A 17,692-nucleotide genomic window follows, 5' to 3' on the forward strand; every position below is an offset into this window, starting at 1 on the left:
GTTTTTGTAAGGAAGAGGTTTAGGATGGATCCTATTTTATATATCGAAGTTGGTGGTGTTGTGTGGCAAGTATTCCCTGATGGGACTTGGCTTCAATTACCTGCTACGCAGCCAAAAGTTGAAGGCGTGCAAGTCGTCAGCATTGAACCTCAGAATTTACAAGAGGCTCAGCCCCTAACCGAACCACAAATCGCCGCAGTTGAACAACAGTTGGAAAAGGTGGTCACCGAACTCGTCAACAACATTGAAAGCGCACCTCAACAGCCTAACTCAGTAAATGACCAACCTAGTTCCAGCGCCTCTTTTATTGTTTATGTTCGTTCCACCTTAGATGAAACGCTCGCTGAGGCGGGTTTTGATACGCGTCCTGCAGAATATGCCGACGAAGATACAACCTCGAATGAGGGTAACCTTGATATTCTGTTACCTAGTGCACTATTAACCGTTGATATTTTGGATGGTGGAGACGGTTACGAAAATCAGTTTGAAGTACCAAGTGTCACGATTACGGGCACGGCAGTGGATGTTCGAGACGGGCGTACCATTGTTCTGACCATCACTGATGTTAACGGAAACACAGTAACCACCACAGCCATCACAAGCGATGAAACGTATGTCGTCAATGGCGTCGACCTCTCTTCATTGGAGGAGGGGGATCTTCAAGTCGATGCTGTCATTGCTGATGATTTTGGCAATAGCATTGCAGCTAACGATTCCACAATCAAAGACACATTAGCCAACATTGAGGTTGACTTCGATGGCTTTGGTGATGAGTTTTACAATCAATTTGAAATATCGAATGGGGTGCTAGTTGGTACGATTGCCAATGTAGAAGATGGGCAAACCATCAACATTTCAATTACCGATAGCCAAGGAACGATACAAGAATACACAACGGAAGTATCCGGCGGAACTTGGACTCTGACTCTTCAAGACTACTCAAGCTTTGCAGAAGGTGAGCTAACCGTTGTTGCCAATACTATCGATATTGCTGGAAACCCTACAACAGCGACCGACACGATCGTGAAAGATACGCTAGCGGACATCACCGCTGCGGTTGATGATGGTGGCGACGGTGTCCTCAATAGCTTCGAAATTCAGTCGGCTAAATTCTTTGGTACGGTACAGAACGTAGAAGATGGCCAAACGGTCAATATTCGTATTTCTGACAGCACAACGAATGTCATTGTTCTGACGGCAACTGTGATTGATGGTGCTTGGTCAGTTGAAGGCGTGGATCTAACCAGCTTTTCCGATGGTGGCATTCAAATTGAGGCTGACACTGTTGACGTTGCCGGTAACCCTGCTTCTGCAATAAATAGCGCAGGGCAAATTGTTATTGATACTGTTTCGCCTGTTATAGACATTGATACGCTAGACGGTTTTAGTATTTTGGCATTTCGTGGCGGCCAACTTACAACCATGCAAGGCACAACCAATGTTGCCGAAGGTCTTCCTGTTTATATTGAAGTTAATGATGGCTCTCAGACTCTTGTGTTTGAGGGTGTTGTTGATGCATCAGGTAATTGGGTTGTTGAAAATATAGATGTCTCGTCCCTAAACTTGGCGTCAGAATGGACGGTTGATGCCAAAGTTTTCAATACGGTAGGCAATCAAGCTATCGATGATATGCCAAGCATTATACTGCCCGAGTCGGTTGTGTTCTCAGAAACTGTTGTCGGGATTTTTGGAAATCAAACTCAGACCTCTGATATTCGCATCGATTATGCGGACTTCTCTTTTAGCGATGATCAAAGCATCGCAGAGTCACTAACTTCTCAAACCCTATCGATAACCGTTGCTGTATCGGCTGATAAACAAAGCCTCATTGGCACACGAAGCGATGGGCAAAAAGTATTCGATGCGTCAATTTCCGGCAGCAACGTAAATATCAATTTTTATAAGGCGATTGATCAGGAAGCTGGGTTAGATTCAATTCTGACGGCTTTGCTCATCGAAGGTTTGCAAACCGATGCTGATGGTACAACGGAGTTAGTGATAGGACGTTTACCTATTGTCATCAAAGATTCTGAACCTCTGGTTTTTGATGAGTCTTATCAAATGATCGAGGGTGAGATTGCGTCAGGGAACGTGTTGAATAACGACATCGATTTGGATACTCAACTTACGATAAAAAGTGTTGAAGTTGATGGTACGACCAAGACGATTGTTGGTGGCTCTCCGGTTTCATTTGCTACTAGCGAAGGCACCTTGACCGTATTTGCGAATGGCCACTGGACGTTCGTCGCCAACAGGAATTTGGACCACACAGTTGATCAGAACATCACCTTCAACTATGTTGCTGGCGACATCAGTAATGATTTCGGAAACGGCACTGCGGTCATTGATATTTTTGATGGTGATGCAGGGCTAGTTGTTGATGGGACAACGACCAGCTCTGAAGGTGATGTGTCTGATGGAATTCAAACTGTAGTCGGCCAGTTTACCGTTTCCGCTGGATCAGATAATCCAGATCCCGCTTCTATTGTATTTAATGCTAATACTCTGGTGCAGTTAGACGCCTTGGGCTTGACGACCGGAGATGAGAACTTTCCTCTAACCTACACGTTAGCGAATGATGGTAAAACGATTACCGCACAAGCAAATGGTGAAACGATATTCACGCTAACGTTGAGTGCAGTCGCTAGTGGTATCGATGTTCTAGCAGATGTCACATTAGTGTTAGAACAGCCTATCAACCACCTGTTCAGCAACGACTCCATCACCCTGCCACTTATTATTGATGGAACGGATTTAGATGGCACTTCTTTAAAACAAGGGCAATTCGACTGGATCATCCAGGATGGAGCCGACCCAATATTAACTTCAACTAGCAATGCTGCTGTGGACGAATCAGATCTTATTCACGGCAGTGTTTCAGATACTGGCACTTTCAATCTCAACGTCGGAAGTGACTTTGTTGAGTCTGTATTTTTTGATGTTGGAGATCAGCCGCAGTTGTTTAGTGGGGGTGTACAGATCATCTATGTGGTCTCTGCAGACGGAAATGAACTTACTGGTTATGTTGGCTCTGAAAGTGCTGAAAATAAAGCGTTCACCTTGAGCTTTACCTCTCTGTCAGGTGAGACCGATACTGATGTCACTTACACCTTTGAACTATTCAAGGGCCTCGACCAAACGAATAGAACCGACCAAATTCCTTTTGTCATCACAGCAAAAGATGATGACAACGATGAAACTCAATTAACCTTGAACGTCTCGATTACGGATGGTGGGGAGCCTACGATTGGCTCTGGCATGGTCGAGTTGAGTGAAAACCCTGTTGCTGATACAACCCCGTCTGGTGTTGGAACAACAGCGAGTACAAGCTTAGCCGTGAGTGCGGGCAACGATCCACTCGTGTTCTTGGGGTTAGATGTGACAACTGGCCAAGCCGTTCTTGATAGTGACGGTGAGGCGGTGACACGTAATGGTGAAGCATTGTCTTGGCGAGATAATGGGGATGGAACGTTTGATGCGGTATTGTCGAATGGCGATGCTGTTTTCCAAGTGAGACTTCCTGAAGATTTTAGCTTAGAAGCCAATGGTTCCACGAATGTCACGGTTGAGATTGATTTGTACCAGTCAATAGACCACGGAACCGGTGTGAAGGACACAGAGCTGTCGATTCCAGCCTCAATCGTCACCATCGATTCAGACGGTTCACGAGATACACAAGAATCTGATATTAAGATTTACGATGGTGCAAACCCTAAAATTACTGTTATCGGAAGCATTTCTGTTGATGAAGACGGTCTGCTTGGAGACAGCGAACAGGTTGGTGTTGAAGATTCTAGCCCTTCGTTAGGAATCATCGAAGGTTCCGATGATGTTGTCTCTGTGACGGTCGACACCGCTGCGTTTGATGCACTTTCATATTCGAGTGCAGGGAAAGACATTTCACTGCAAGCTGTCGATTCTGATGGTTGGTATTACGGTCAAGATTCTGATGGAAACAATATATTTAGGATTCGTTTTAATACTGACGGGACAGCAGAGTTCGACCTTTATGCACCTCTCGATCACGCCAATGCTGATGGAGAGAATAATCTAGCCCTCAATTTTGAATTGGTGGTCAACGATGCGGACGGCGATAGCTCTGATCCGGCAATTTATTCTGTCAACGTAACAGATGCTGTCCCAGTTGCGCGTTCAGGGGCAATTGAAATGGTTGAGGGTGATGACCTTAATGGACAATTTCTAACAGAAAAATTCGCAGGTGCCGATGGCGCAACCATTGTAAGTTTTGACTATCGCGGTACTACCTATACCTTTGATAACGCAGGCACTCCTATCACGATTAATCTAATTAATGATTATGATGGTGGGTCTACTTACGGTCAGTTTACGCTTTCTTCAGATGGTAGCTACCAGCTGACTACAAATCCCAATGTATCAACAAACCCTGCAGATCCTAAGATCGTCGATGACATCGATTATCTGGTGCGAGATGCGGACGGTGATAAAGTTACCAGTACTGCTGAGCTTATTCTGGATGATAACGAAGGTTTTATTCGTTATGAAGATTCTGAAACCACAGAAGACAATGACGCGATTATCGTTGTAAGTGTGGCAACCGGCGATGTCGACCAAAGCGAAACCGTTACTGCTATCGAGTTCTCAGAAGCATCGCTAAACGGTGGTAGCTTGTACCTTGATGGGGTGTTGCTTCAAGTTGTAGACGGCAAGGTCACCTTGTCTGGAAGTCAATTGGCAGCGATTGATAGTCAGTTCACTGGGCCTAATGGACAGTTGACTTATCGTCCCGCGCTTCATGAATCCAATACCACCTCAACGGTTATCCTAGCGATCAACGCAATCATTAGCACTGATACGGATCCTAAAGAACTGACGGCTGATGTTGCAGTGTCTGTTTTACCGGTGGCTGATGCACCGGATTGGTCGGCTTCCGTATTCTCCTATCATTCAGTAGAAGATGACTCAGACCCAGTCAGTTTGGACATAACAGCTCAGCTGGTGGATCAAGATACGTCAGAAACATTGAGCTACCAGATTAGTGGGATTCCTGACGGCTTGAATTTGACGTTAAATGGCAACGCAGTCAAAGAAGGGAAATCTTACACACAGGCTCAGATTGATAAAATGGAAATCAGGGCTGACGACAACCTAGCGGGTCGCTTTGAGTTTGAGATTACTGCGGTTGCAACAGAGTCTGGCAATTCATTCGCTGACCCAGATGATAAAACGGCAAGTATTGTACATACCGTTACTGTCGATATTTCACCTGATGCTGATACTCCTCATGTGTCTGTTAAAGACTACAAGGGACTAGAGGATGAAGCTATTTACCTCAAAGACGTTATTGAAGGCGCTTTGGCGGACACCGATGGTTCTGAATCGTTAAGTTATATTATCCAAGTTCAAGATGGCTGGTCTGTTGAAGGTGATGGTACCGCAAAGATAGGCAATAACTCCTATTCAGTCACTGCCGAAGCTATCGCCAATGGTGTTGCTTATATTCAGCCTAAAGAAGACATCAGTTCCTTTACTGAAGATCTGTCAATAGACGTAACAGCAATAGCGACTGAGTCGACGATCGATTCACTTATTCCTATCAATGGGCAAGCGTCAAGTGATACAAAAACCATCAATATCTTTTTGAAAGGTGTTGTGGATGAACCTATCGTGGTAGACGGTGGTAATGGTCATTGGCAATACGACAGTGACAGTAAAGTCATCAGCAACCAATCGGTCTTGAATGAAGATGGGTTAATACAGCTCGACTTCCTCATACAAACGACGGATGACGATGTTTCAGAAGAGATCAACATACTGCTTACTAACATTCCTGAAGGCACTTTGCTGGTGGATGCGTTGGGTGAACCAGTATCGCTGACGATTGCGTATGTTGATGATGTGACAGGGCCCGTATTCCAAGTCTCTAACGCTCAACTGGATGATCTGTATCTCAAGCCAGTTCTTGATTTTAGTGGTGAATTAGAACTCACCGTTATTGCTATCTCAACTGAGCCCGATGGTGATTCGGGCGAGTTTCCTATGACACTTAAAGTAGAGCTAGCGCCGGTCGTTGATCAAGAAGACGGTCAAGTGGTCAGTACTCAAGGCATCGAAGACAGTCAAATCGGCCTGAACCTTGAACCTTCAGTGAATCAGGATATTGATGGCAGCGAATCCTTGACGGGATATGTCATTGATAGCCTACCTGCAGATCTCACTCTTTATTTTGATGGGAGTGTTATTCAGGTCCCAGCTTCAGGCTTAGATTTGGATACTCTACTGGACTCAACAACGCCAACGCTTTCGGATCTTCTAAGCAGCGGCAGGCTTTCTGTTACAGCGACAGAAGATTTAAGCGGAACATTCTCAATTCCTATCACCTATGAAGTCACGGATACCTCTCCAACTGGTGCAACGGATATTAAATATATTACTGGTTCTATTAGCGTGACTGTAGATGCTCGTGTCGAGCTAGATACTCGATTAGAAGGCTCTACAGAGCTGTTACAGAGTACAGACGGCTCGCCTGTTGATATCTCTAACGCCGTGACGTTCGTCGACGCGGATATCGATGGGTCAGAGTACCTAGATTATATTTTGATCGAGATTCCCGACGGCTATTCGTTGATTGTTGAGCACCCTAATGGTGCTGCGCAAGATAGCTCTGGGAATTGGATCATATCGGCGGATGGGCTAACGAGTGACTCTTTCCAAGAGCTCGCAGCGTACATTTTAGATAATGCGACGATTTCCAGCCCAAGTGATACTCCGGTACTGGATATTGTGGTTCGTGCTCGTGTGATTGATGGTGAAGATGCGAGATATATTGATGCGACTTTCCCGCTGCAAATTACTGGTCATGACGGCGGTGGCGGTTCTTGTGACCCTGTTGGCCCACCAAGCCCGATTCAACCCGATGGCGAAATTAAAACACCTGAAGGGGAAGATATTGATCTCACTGGCTTGCTAAACACCGATGTTGGCAGTGATCCAGACAATGAAATCTCTTTCTATATTCCTGCCGATTCTCTTCCTGAAGGCGTCGAGATTTCGGGTGATGGTGTTATTGCGGAATATGACGCGGCTGGCGAAGTAGTTGGTTACTCGATCACTGCAGATGGACTCTCGAAACTAACGTTAACGGGCTTGGATGAAGATTTTGCAGGGTGTATTGATTTCACCATAGAGACAATTGAGACCTCACCATGTAGCGGTGATACGGTGACGACGGCCCAAACCATTAGTATCCAAGTTCTGCCTGTGGTCGATGACATTACGGTTGAAGCCGACTCCACAACCATTCAAGAAGACATCGCGACAGACCTTAACCTTGAACTGGTTCTTGGTGATAGCGTTGAAGATGGACAATTAATCACTGGTGAAGGCAATAGCGCTACCGGTAAAGAAACCGTTAACTCTCTAACTGTGAGTATTTCGAATGGAGCGACCTTGTCTGAAACTCCAACTGACACCGGGTTGTTAGTTGATAATGGCAATGGTACTTGGACGGTAACGGATCCTAGCCGCTTGAGTGATGTGTTGGTAACACCACCTGAACATTACAGCGGCGATATCACCTTCACGGTAACTGCAAATATTACCGATGAAGCGGATTGTGTCGTTGAAACGGATACGCAAGATAAAACGACCGTAGTCACGATCACCGTTGAGCCAGTCGCTGATGCGGCGAACTTGGTGACAGAGGATATAGTCGGCGACGAGGATAACTACATTTCATTGTCATCACTTAGCGCAGAGCTCATTGACCAAGATGGTTCTGAAAACATGTCGCTTTCGTTAAACGGAGTTCCTGAAGGCGCAGTTGTCGCGATTAAAATCGGAGACAACTATGAGTTGGTTCCAAACAATGGTGCTGATGGCGGTACCTTCGATGGAAACCCTACCTATGAGTGGCAGTTAGATCCAAGTCAGTTATCTAATCTAGTCATTCTGCCACCAAGAGACTTTAGTGGTGACATTAATCTGTCTCTAGAGGCGATTACTCAAGAAATTGGTACGACGGATATCCGTTATACACAATCTGAATTTACTGTAGGTGTTAACCCTATAGGTGACAAAGTTGAGTTCTTCGATTTACCTGAACAGCTCACTGGAAGTGAAGATGATGGCATCGTGATTCCTCTTGATGCCAATAGCTTTGAAACTAACAGTGATGAGTTTTTAGCAATTACGGTAACAGTGAATGGAACTTCGGACCCATCAGGGTTAGTTGGGTTAGACCGAATTCGAATTGGATCAGAAACCAGTTCTTTCACCAGTGTTGGTGGCATCATACAGGCGACGATCCTCGTTAAATCAAGTTCTGTTGATGAGCTCGAATTCTTTGCAGGCGATGCGTTTGGTAACCTCGATATTACGATTACCGGCCGAACGGTTGATCAAAATACGGTACTCGGTGAGTTAGTGGTCGACACGGGTGACCCGAGCTCGCAAGACATGACGCTTATTATCACACCAGAGCCTGATGCACCGTTATTGAGCGTTGAATACTCTTCGATCGTGGCAGAAGCAAGTGGCACGATTCCTCTTGGTTTAGATCTTTCTCTTGTAAACCCTGCTGATTCAGAAGTGGGCTTCATTACAATTTATGATATTCCCGCAGGTTTGACGTTCTCACATGGCTCTATGGTCGATGGTCAATATGTGGTGGACTTGGCAGATGTACCGAATCTAGCGATTACGGGTGGCTATGATGGCGTTGACCCATTTGAAATTACCATCGAACCTTCTGCTGAAATAGGCAACAACCAAGCGGTAGGATTACCTCAAACGGTATCGGTTGAATTTGTTGTTGAAGGGGATTCTACGATTACCGCGACAGATGATAACGACCTGCTGATTGGCGGGACGGGCTCAGATAATTTTGTGTTCGCCTCTTCAGGCTTAGGGAGTGCAGAAGCACCAAGCTACGATGTGATTCAAGATTTTGATGCGTCTCCAGATACTGATGCAATTGACCTCTCGGGTATTTTGGGAAGCCTAGGGCTTAATACAGGGCTAGGGGCAACACAATATCTAGATTTAGAAGAATCTGGTGAAGGCGTGACCATTTCTATTAAACCTAATGGCGACGAAGACGTTCAACAAAACATCTTAATAGCCGATGTCACGTACGACGATCTGTATCAAGGTGACAGTAGCAGTGCATTAGAAGCACAAATTTTACAAAAAATGATAGAAGACAATAATTTAACGCTGTAAGTTGGATGTACAGTCTATAAAAGGAAGTTTAGATTGGTAGAACAAAAAGACAGCTGGCTAGGTTGTGTTGAATGGTTATGTGAGCATTTTAATGTTCGCAGCCATCCTTCCAAAATAGTGTCTGGCCTACCTTTAAATGAAGGAAGGCTCAATGAATCCCTTTTCCCAAGAGCCATTGAGAAATCGGGGTTAACGCTGAGCCACGTTAAAAAAGAATTACTGACTCAATGTCAGTTCCCCGTTGTTGCTGTTAATTCCGCGACAGGGAGTCCCGTTGTCGTCACTCAAGGCTCCGGTGGCGACTTTCAAGTATTGGATTGTGAAAACAACTCAAGCCAAGAAACATCGTTAAAAGACTTGGTTGCTCAAGTGGAATCGTATGTGTGGCAAGTGGGTGCTCAAGCGCTTGATGATGCGCGTGTTCAATCCCATGAACGTAGCGAGAATAAGTCCAACACCCGTTGGTTATGGCGTGTCGTCAAGGAAGTGAAACCTTGGTATCGAGACCTGTTTATCGCTTCATTCTTGATCAACTTGCTCGCGCTAGTCGTGCCTCTTTTTACCATGAATGTGTACGACCGTGTTGTACCAAACCAAGCGTTTAACACGCTTTGGGTGTTGGCGGCAGGCGTTGGTATTGTCGTTATTTTTGATTGGGTGTTGAGAAGCTCACGAAGCTCTGTGACTGACATGGCTGGGCGCTATATTGATAACAAGTTGTCTTCTCAACTGTTCTCTAAAGTCCTTGGTATGAAGCTGGAAAATCGACCTCAGTCGGTAGGCGCATTTGCCAGACAGCTTCAAGACTTCGATAGCGTGAAAGATTTCTTCACTTCTATCTCGTTAGTCACTTTAGTCGATCTGCCATTCACTTTGTTATTCCTACTGCTTATCGGCTGGCTTGGTGGCGCGATGATGTTCATCCCTGTCGCGATCATGTTGGTCTTGATCGTGCTGAGCATTGCGATGAAAGGCAAAGTTGAGAAAACATTCGATGAAACCGCACGTCTCTCGACACAAAGACAAGCACAGCTGTTTGATTGCTTAACAACCCTTCCGGATATCAAGCAAAATAATGCTGAGGGAATCACTCAGAAACGTTGGGAACAGACGATTTCGTCGCTTTCTCAATGGCAGACTCAATCTCGTCATTACTCCAATATCGTGACGCACTCTATTCAGTCCAGTCAGCAGATCGTTACCATCACTCTGATCATCTTCGGCGTGTATCAGATCTCTGAAGGCTTGCTGAGTATGGGTGGTTTGATAGCCGTTGTGATGTTGAGTGGGCGCGCTGCAAGTTCGGTGAACCAGCTTTCTCTTCTATTGCTGAGGTTCCAGCAAACACGTTCGGCCGTTGAAGGGCTGAATCAGATTATGGAGCTACCTCAGGAAGAGTCCAAACACCAAGTTATCGACAAAGGAGACTTTGATGGTGGGGTTAGGTTAGATGAAGTGACGTTTACTTATCCAGAGACTCAAAGCCCTGCATTAAAGGAGATTTCCCTAGAGATCAAACCGGGTGAGCGAGTTGGTCTTGTCGGTGCGGCAGGCGCGGGTAAAACAACTCTACTATCGATTGTTGCGCGCCAGTATTTGCCAACAACAGGACAAGCTTTCTATCAAGAAATCGATGGGCAATTATGGCCAACCAGCGTTCTGCGTAGTGGCATGGGTTGGGTAGGGCAAACCACTAATCTTATTTTTGGCAGTGTTTACGACAACGTTACGCTTGGTGCGACCAACGTTGATGAAGAAAAGCTAAGACAAGCTCTTCAACAGTCGGGTTTGAATGGTTACATGGGGCGCCTAAGCAATGGCCTTGAAACACCTGTCGGTGAGGGTGGTCGGTTACTTTCTGGTGGTCAGCGCCAAGCCGTTGCCATTGCGAGAGCTCTGTATCGTTGTCCAAAGTTATTGATCATGGATGAGCCCACCAGCGCGCTAGATAATCAGGCCGAGATTCAGTTCTTTAATGCACTTCAAAGTATGCCGAGAGAAACCTCAATGCTAATCAGCTCCCATAAGTCTTCATTCTTGATGATGTGTGATCGAGTGATTGTATTGGATAAAGGTCAAATCGTGGCAGAAGGTGAACCTAAAGAAATTCTCTCTTTACAGAAGAAAAGTGTACCTAAAGGTACGAGCCGGTTTAAGACGGTATCTGTGGTGAAGGGAGGTCGTCATGAGTAATGATATTCAATGGACCAACAACCACTTAGCATTCCGCTCTCGAAAGCTGATTTGGTTGAGTGCTCTACTCATTGTATCAATTATCGGTTGGGCTACGTGGGCAACATTAGAAGAAGTCGTGATCGGTGAAGGTAAAGTCGTTCCAAGTCTTTCGGTGCAAACCATTCAGAGCTTAGAAGGTGGACTGGTTCAAGAGATCATGGTGCGACAAGGCCAATCTGTAGTGAAGGGGCAACCTCTAGCTAAGTTAGAAGACACACGTTTTAAGGCGGCGTTTTTAGAGTCGGCTCAACAAGCGGATACCTTGCTTGCTCAGCAATTAAGATTAAAGGCTGAGCTGTCGACGGTCGTTTTAAATAACGATGCGAAAGAGTGGTATGAGCGAGTGGTCTTGGTGCCTCAAGATATTGCGGTTGATGTATCAAGCCACCCTGCGTTAATGAATGCCAAGGCGAACTACCGAGAACGTTTAGGACAGTTGAAGTCTGAACTGGAAGAGGCGGCACTTCGTATCGAGCAACAAGACCAAGCTCGTGTCGATACGTTTAACAATATCCAGACTCTTGAAAGCAGCCTCGAGATTGTGATTCGTGAGCGCAACATGCTGAAAGACGTGGTAGCGAGCGGTGCTGTTGCGGAAGTTGAGCTACTTAAACTCAACCGTGATGTAGTCAAACTCAAAGGTGATATTGCTAGCTCAAAAGTAGCAGCGCAGAAGCAGATAGCTGCCTACTCAGAGTCGATAGCGGATCATCGAAGTATCGCTTTAGATTTTCGTACCAAAGTGCAAGGCCAGTTGAATGAAGTGGCGAGCAAGATAGCGCAGCTGAACGAAAGCCAGCAGGCGATTGCCGACCAACTCAAGCGTACTGAAATTGTCGCGCCCGTTGATGGCACAGTCAAAGAGATCTTTGTGCGTACCATTGGTGGTGTAGTTCGTCCCGGCGAGCCGATCATTGAGATCATTCCATCAAACAGTGACCTGATTGTTGAAGCGAGAATCTCTCCGCAAGATATTGCGTTTGTTCATAACGGGTTAGGTGCAACAGTGAAATTCACGGCCTACGATTTCGTCATTTATGGCGGACTTAAAGGCGAGGTGATTTACGTGAGTGCCGACGCCTTACAAACGGAAGACGGAAACGCCTATTATCGTGCCCATATTCAGTTAAACGAAGACCAGCAACAAAACTCTGCCTTTAGCATTATCCCAGGGATGCAAGTCGCGGTCGATATATTAACCGGAGAGAAAACAGTATTGAGTTATTGGTTAAAACCTATTTTACGAGCTAAGGAAAACTCACTTCGTGAACGATGAAGTGGGTTAAAGCATAAATATAAAAGGAAGTGTAATGCATTCAAAATTCTTACTCTCTTCTTGCTTGCTAATGAGTGGGCTGTCTCAAGCAGCTTCATTAGAAGAGTCCGTGGCCTTTGCCATCGACTATAGCCCAGAGATATTGGCGCAATACTCCCGATACCAATCGGTGGTCAGAGACGGAGACGCGGCGAGTGGTTTGTATATGCCGCAAGTGAACTTGTACGCGGCAGCAGGTTATGAAGAAACGCGCTACAACAGTGGTAGCAAACTTGATACCGATGATCGAGGCCTAACGAGAACGGAAATTGGCGTTAAAGTATCCCAGTTACTATTTGATGGTTTTAAAACCACATCGAATGTCGATCGACTGACGTTCGAAGCAGAAGCTGAGCGTCTAACTCTGATTTCGCGAGCTGAAAACGTATCGTTAGATGTGGTGAGAAATTACCTCGATATCCTAAAAGCAGAGACGCTACTTGAATTGTCTAAGCGTAATGTAAAAGAGCACCAAGAGATCTATCAAGATATCCAAGATAAAAAGAGCAAAGGCTTGAGTAGCAACTCGGATCTGGCTCAAATCTCCGCCCGTGTCGCGACCGCGCAGTCTTCACTTATCGCCGCTCAGAACAACCTGTTTGATTTGCAAACTCAGTATCTACGCTTGGTTGGCAAACCTGCGGTGAACTTGGTTTACCCCCGGTTTGATTACGCTCTATTACCAAGCTCAGCACAGGTCGCACTTGAACAAGCTGTCGAGAATCACCCTGAAATCAAAGCCTCTTTGCTTGATATCGACGCGGCTCGTAAAGAGATGCGCCGCGAGAAAGGGGATTACTACCCAGAACTAAAACTTGAGCTTCATGCCAATAAGAATGACAACGTATCTAACCCGCCAGGCGGTGTCGATGAAGATGCACGTATCATGTTGACGATGGATTATGACCTGTTTAATGGCTTCTCTACCGACTCCAGGGTTGAATCGTCAGCTTGGCGAGTGGAAGAGGCAAGGGCGATCCGATTACGAACAGAGCGTGAGGTTCGAGAAGGTACACAACTGGCTTGGAACGCTTACAAAATGCTTGAGCAGCAAAAATCCTTACTTCAACAGAATGTTGATGCAGCGAAAATTGCAGAGCTTGGCTATATCCAGCAATTCAATGTTGGCAGACGAAGCCTTCTTGATGTACTGGATGCAAAAGTAGAAGTGTTTTTGGCTCGAAGAAACTTCATCAGCACTGAATATGATCAAACGTTAGCGGCTTATCGAGTGTTAAATGCGATGGGTATGTTGACGTATGCGTTGAGGATTGAACATCCAGAAGAGTGGCAAGGGGAGAATAAGTAATGAGATATTTTAAACTAGCGCTACTTAGCTCTATCTTGCTAATGGGATGTGCAGAAACGCCTGATACGACAATGACACGCCACCAAATTGATGACTTAGCGGATAATGACCGAGATGGTGTGATTAACCAGCGAGATCTATGTGCCGATACGCCAGAAGGTGTAACGGTAGACATTAAAGGGTGTGCCAATTGGAAAATTGTCGAAGACGTTGAAGTATTAAGTGTGGCATTTGATTTTGATAAGTATGACCTTAAACCTGATCATACCGCTGTATTAAATGAGTTGGTGCGTTTACTAGGAGAGCAGCCTGATGCTTCGGTTACCTTGGTCGGAGATACCAGTGCTGAAGGTACAAACGTGTATAACAAAGCATTGGCCAAGAAAAGAACGGGCGTGATTCGAGACGCATTGATTGATAGAGGCATCAATGGTGAGCGAATCTTTGAACAAGAGTTTACTCAGATAACCAGCTTAACTCAGCATCTTCACAAGCGTAAGCGTAGAACGATCGCGGTGATTAAAACAGAAAGCATGGAAGTGAACCCATCTTGGAACATCTTCACTTCAGAAATGCAGCTCGATAGTAATAGCGATGTTGAGTCTAAAACGTCGATTGATCCAGTAGGAGGCCAGTAATGAAATGTCTAGCTAATAAATCGGGCTTGCTGCTTGCTGCTGTACCTGCGTTGTTCTCTGTATCGACATTTGCGAATGATGCCAGTGACATTGGTTTGGTCGCGATTGAGCCGAATATGCAGGGGCTTGTAGAAGATCTGCTTAAGAGCCAAGAGATCGACTTAGAAATCTTGTTGAGTGACAGCGTCCCAGAACAGATGATCATGCAGCGCTCGCGTGTTGGTATCACTTCCAAAAAGTGGACTGACAAAGAGATGGCAAGGTTTGATATGCGTTACGGTTATAGGCCAACAGAGCTGATGTTTACCGCTGACGTGATTGCGATTCTAGCCAATGAAAATAACCCTGCGACATCAATCACCGTCGCTGAATTAATTGATGTGTTTGGTTGTTCTAACGATCCTAAACATCCAAAATGGTCAGCAAGTAGTGATATTCGTAACGGTGAAAGCCTAGATACTCATATGTTGCCCTTTGCCATTGATCACAACCTGAAAGGCCATACTACCTTTTCAAGTTGGGTCGAATGTGGAACAGAAGGAGAATATGCCCATACTCAGTTCTTAGCGGATTTACCTGATCTGATTAATAAGATTGAAGACGAAGATGCCGCCATTGGTTACACCGTTTACTCAGATCAGATCTCTGATGTGAAATGGTTGAGCGTGGTTGATAACCTAGGTGTGAACTACGACCTAAACAAAGAAACGATCCTCTCTGGTCGTTACCCGTTAGCAACGGTTTATTACATGTACTTGAATATTCCAGCGCATCGCAAAGGCTTTACGGAACAAGAGGAGTTCTTTGTTGGGCTTACCTTGTCACAAGATCATCAAGTCGTTTTGAACCAATACGGCTTCATCAGCTTGCCGCCAGAAGCTATTCAACGTAACAAAGTCAGATTGTCGCTTGAAGAGCCTGCTATTGAAGGTGGCTACAAGTAATGGGTATGTCATGTTGTAAATGTTGTGGGAGAGTGATATTCTCTCTTTCGTAATGGTTCTCAACGTGACGGATTACGTTATTCGGTGATGAAATTATCTAGCGGGCATGTATGCCCGTTTTTTTTCGCCTAAAATTTGCGACTCGAGCAGTTGTTTGTCGTTTGGTCACGTATAATGGACACTTCATATAGCGCTAAATAAGCCCAGTCGATGAAAATCTTTCAAGTTCTAATCTTGCCTCTAATGCTGTCCCTCAATGCTATTTCATTTTCAGCGCAAGCAACCGAAAGCTGGTGGCTAAGAACAGTATTTAACAGCAGCCCAAGTCTGCCGAATTCTCAAAACTATATTAATGATATCGAGTTGATGGATTGTGGTGAGATCGAAGGTACTTTGTTGTGCAGTGACTTAACCCAATATTACGACCTGGATGTGTATGTTGAACTGGAGTTGGGGGACTCAAGTGTCGAAACGGTTCGCTTAAACCTGCCATATTCGGACCTAAGTTACACAAAGCTTCAGGCATACCTTCGCCAAGATGGCTTTGCTCTCAGTTCAATTCGTATTGGTGAAGATGAATTCGATGTTACAGCTCAACTCGAACAAGATCGAAATGAAGGTGTTGGTTTCGATAAGGTGGATAAACAGCTGGTCGAATTCATCAACGCGCCTCACGGTTCAGCAGAGCAACTGAGTGTGTGGAATGTGCCTAGCTTATCTTCTTCTAGCTCTACTTCTCCTTGGATTCAGTTACAGAGTGATGGTGACAACTTAACGGTTGAACTTAATCGTTTTTAATTGCTCAAATTTATAGATAGTTTCGTTATTTATTAGGTTAAACAAGCCTTTCAGGAGAACGGCTCGCGGGCAGACAGCAAGTTATAATTCATTTAAGTGTTCGTTTTTCTGCGGCTCTCACATTTTTAATAAGCGTTTAGCTTTGCCATTTGTTATACGTTGAGCCTTCGGTAAAACGAGCTTAGGATACGTTCAGTATTGATAAAGGAGACAACCCATGGTTGCAAGAGTAACGATAGCGCCACAAGGCCCAGAACTTTCTGAGCTGGTGCAAGGATACTGGCGTACAGCAGAGTGGGGCATGACCCCGCAACAACGCCTGACTTTCCTGAAGCAACATATTGATCTTGGCATCACAACTGTTGATCACGCGGATATTTACGGTAACTACCAATGTGAAAAGTTGTTTGGTGAGGCGTTAGCGCTTGAACCAAGCCTTCGTGATGATATTCAAATCGTCACCAAGTGCGATATCAACCTATGTGGTGACCACACTCCAGATCGTAAGATCAATCACTATGACACCAGCGCGCAGCATATTTACCAATCAGTAAATAACTCATTAGAGCGCTTAGGTGTTAACGATATCGATGTATTGTTGATTCACCGCCCAGACGTTTTAATGGATGCGGATGAAGTAGCAGAAGCGTTCGCAGAGCTACACAAAGTAGGTAAAGTTAAGCACTTCGGTGTTTCTAACTTTTCACCGCGTCAGTTCGAACTGCTTCAATCTCGACTCGGTAAGCCGTTAGTGACTAACCAAGTTGAAATCAACCCATTGAACTTTGAAGTGGCTCATGATGGCACGCTAGATCAACTGCAGATGAACCGCATTCGCCCGATGGCGTGGTCTTGTCTCGGTGGTGGTAGCATCTTCAGTGGTGATTCAGCGCAAGCGGTTCGCGTTCGTGATGAGCTAGAGGCGATTCGTCAAGAAGTCGGTGCAGACAGCATTGATCAAGTGATTTACGCTTGGGTTCGTCGTTTACCATCTAGTCCAATTGCAATTATTGGTTCTGGTAAGATTGAGCGTGTGAAGACGGCCGTTGATGCACTGAAAATCGAGCTGACGCGCGAACAGTGGTATCGCGTATGGGTGGCATCTAAAGGTCACGGTGTGCCATAGAAAGCAATTCGTATAGAAGTTAAAGCCAGCTAACAAAGCTGGCTTTTTTGTGTTCGCCTAACATGTTTCTCCAAAACTGTGATTAAGGTGGAATAATTTTCAAAAACACTCATAATGCACTCTGTT

8 protein-coding genes are annotated in these 17,692 nt (G+C 45.3%); all 8 read left to right on the forward strand.

The window, feature by feature from the left end; all coding sequences use genetic code 11:
* The first annotated feature begins 24 nt into the window (after positions 1-24).
* The 8 genes from AB4517_RS01250 to AB4517_RS01285 all read left to right on the forward strand — a co-directional run bounded on the left by AB4517_RS01250 (position 25) and on the right by AB4517_RS01285 (position 17,566).
* On the forward strand, positions 25-9,201 hold the full coding sequence (locus AB4517_RS01250; protein ID WP_372147764.1) for an RTX toxin: 9,177 nt from the start codon (positions 25-27) through the stop codon (positions 9,199-9,201).
* A 33-nt stretch (positions 9,202-9,234) separates the two neighbouring features.
* Entirely contained in the window at positions 9,235-11,394 is a 2,160-nt protein-coding gene (locus AB4517_RS01255; protein WP_372147766.1) for a type I secretion system permease/ATPase, read from the forward strand.
* Positions 11,387-12,712, forward strand: a complete 1,326-nt coding sequence (locus AB4517_RS01260) for an HlyD family type I secretion periplasmic adaptor subunit (RefSeq protein ID WP_017059471.1) — start codon at positions 11,387-11,389, stop codon at positions 12,710-12,712. The genes AB4517_RS01255 and AB4517_RS01260 overlap by 8 nt, the downstream gene beginning before the upstream one ends.
* A gap of 34 nt (positions 12,713-12,746) precedes the next feature.
* Positions 12,747-14,060, forward strand: a complete 1,314-nt coding sequence (locus AB4517_RS01265; RefSeq protein WP_017059472.1) for a TolC family outer membrane protein — start codon at positions 12,747-12,749, stop codon at positions 14,058-14,060.
* Positions 14,060-14,698 carry an OmpA family protein gene (locus AB4517_RS01270; protein WP_017059473.1) on the forward strand — a complete coding sequence of 213 codons (639 nt, stop codon included), beginning with the start codon at positions 14,060-14,062 and terminating at the stop codon, positions 14,696-14,698. The genes AB4517_RS01265 and AB4517_RS01270 overlap by 1 nt, the downstream gene beginning before the upstream one ends.
* A complete protein-coding gene (locus tag AB4517_RS01275; protein ID WP_017059474.1) occupies positions 14,698-15,642 on the forward strand; it encodes a PstS family phosphate ABC transporter substrate-binding protein in 945 nt (314 codons plus the stop codon). The genes AB4517_RS01270 and AB4517_RS01275 overlap by 1 nt, the downstream gene beginning before the upstream one ends.
* A gap of 210 nt (positions 15,643-15,852) precedes the next feature.
* Positions 15,853-16,440 carry a hypothetical protein gene (locus AB4517_RS01280; RefSeq protein ID WP_372147768.1) on the forward strand — a complete coding sequence of 196 codons (588 nt, stop codon included), beginning with the start codon at positions 15,853-15,855 and terminating at the stop codon, positions 16,438-16,440.
* A 217-nt stretch (positions 16,441-16,657) separates the two neighbouring features.
* Positions 16,658-17,566 (forward strand): aldo/keto reductase family oxidoreductase, encoded by a 909-nt coding sequence (locus AB4517_RS01285; RefSeq protein WP_017059476.1) that lies wholly within the window; start codon positions 16,658-16,660, stop codon positions 17,564-17,566.
* Positions 17,567-17,692: the final 126 nt, after the last annotated feature.

It is taken from the genome of Vibrio sp. 10N.222.52.C3, assembly GCF_041474195.1.
Classification (GTDB): Bacteria; Pseudomonadota; Gammaproteobacteria; order Enterobacterales; family Vibrionaceae; genus Vibrio; species Vibrio crassostreae_C.

Bases quoted from the DNA above. Each gene is read 5' to 3' on its own strand.
- AB4517_RS01250 (WP_372147764.1), top strand. From the start codon at position 25: ATGGATCCTATTTTATATATCGAAGTTGGTGGTGTTGTGTGGCAAGTA.
- AB4517_RS01260 (WP_017059471.1), top strand. From the start codon at position 11,387: ATGAGTAATGATATTCAATGGACCAACAACCACTTAGCATTCCGCTCT.
- AB4517_RS01265 (WP_017059472.1), top strand. From the start codon at position 12,747: ATGCATTCAAAATTCTTACTCTCTTCTTGCTTGCTAATGAGTGGGCTG.
- AB4517_RS01270 (WP_017059473.1), top strand. From the start codon at position 14,060: ATGAGATATTTTAAACTAGCGCTACTTAGCTCTATCTTGCTAATGGGA.
- AB4517_RS01275 (WP_017059474.1), top strand. From the start codon at position 14,698: ATGAAATGTCTAGCTAATAAATCGGGCTTGCTGCTTGCTGCTGTACCT.
- AB4517_RS01280 (WP_372147768.1), top strand. From the start codon at position 15,853: ATGAAAATCTTTCAAGTTCTAATCTTGCCTCTAATGCTGTCCCTCAAT.
- AB4517_RS01285 (WP_017059476.1), top strand. From the start codon at position 16,658: ATGGTTGCAAGAGTAACGATAGCGCCACAAGGCCCAGAACTTTCTGAG.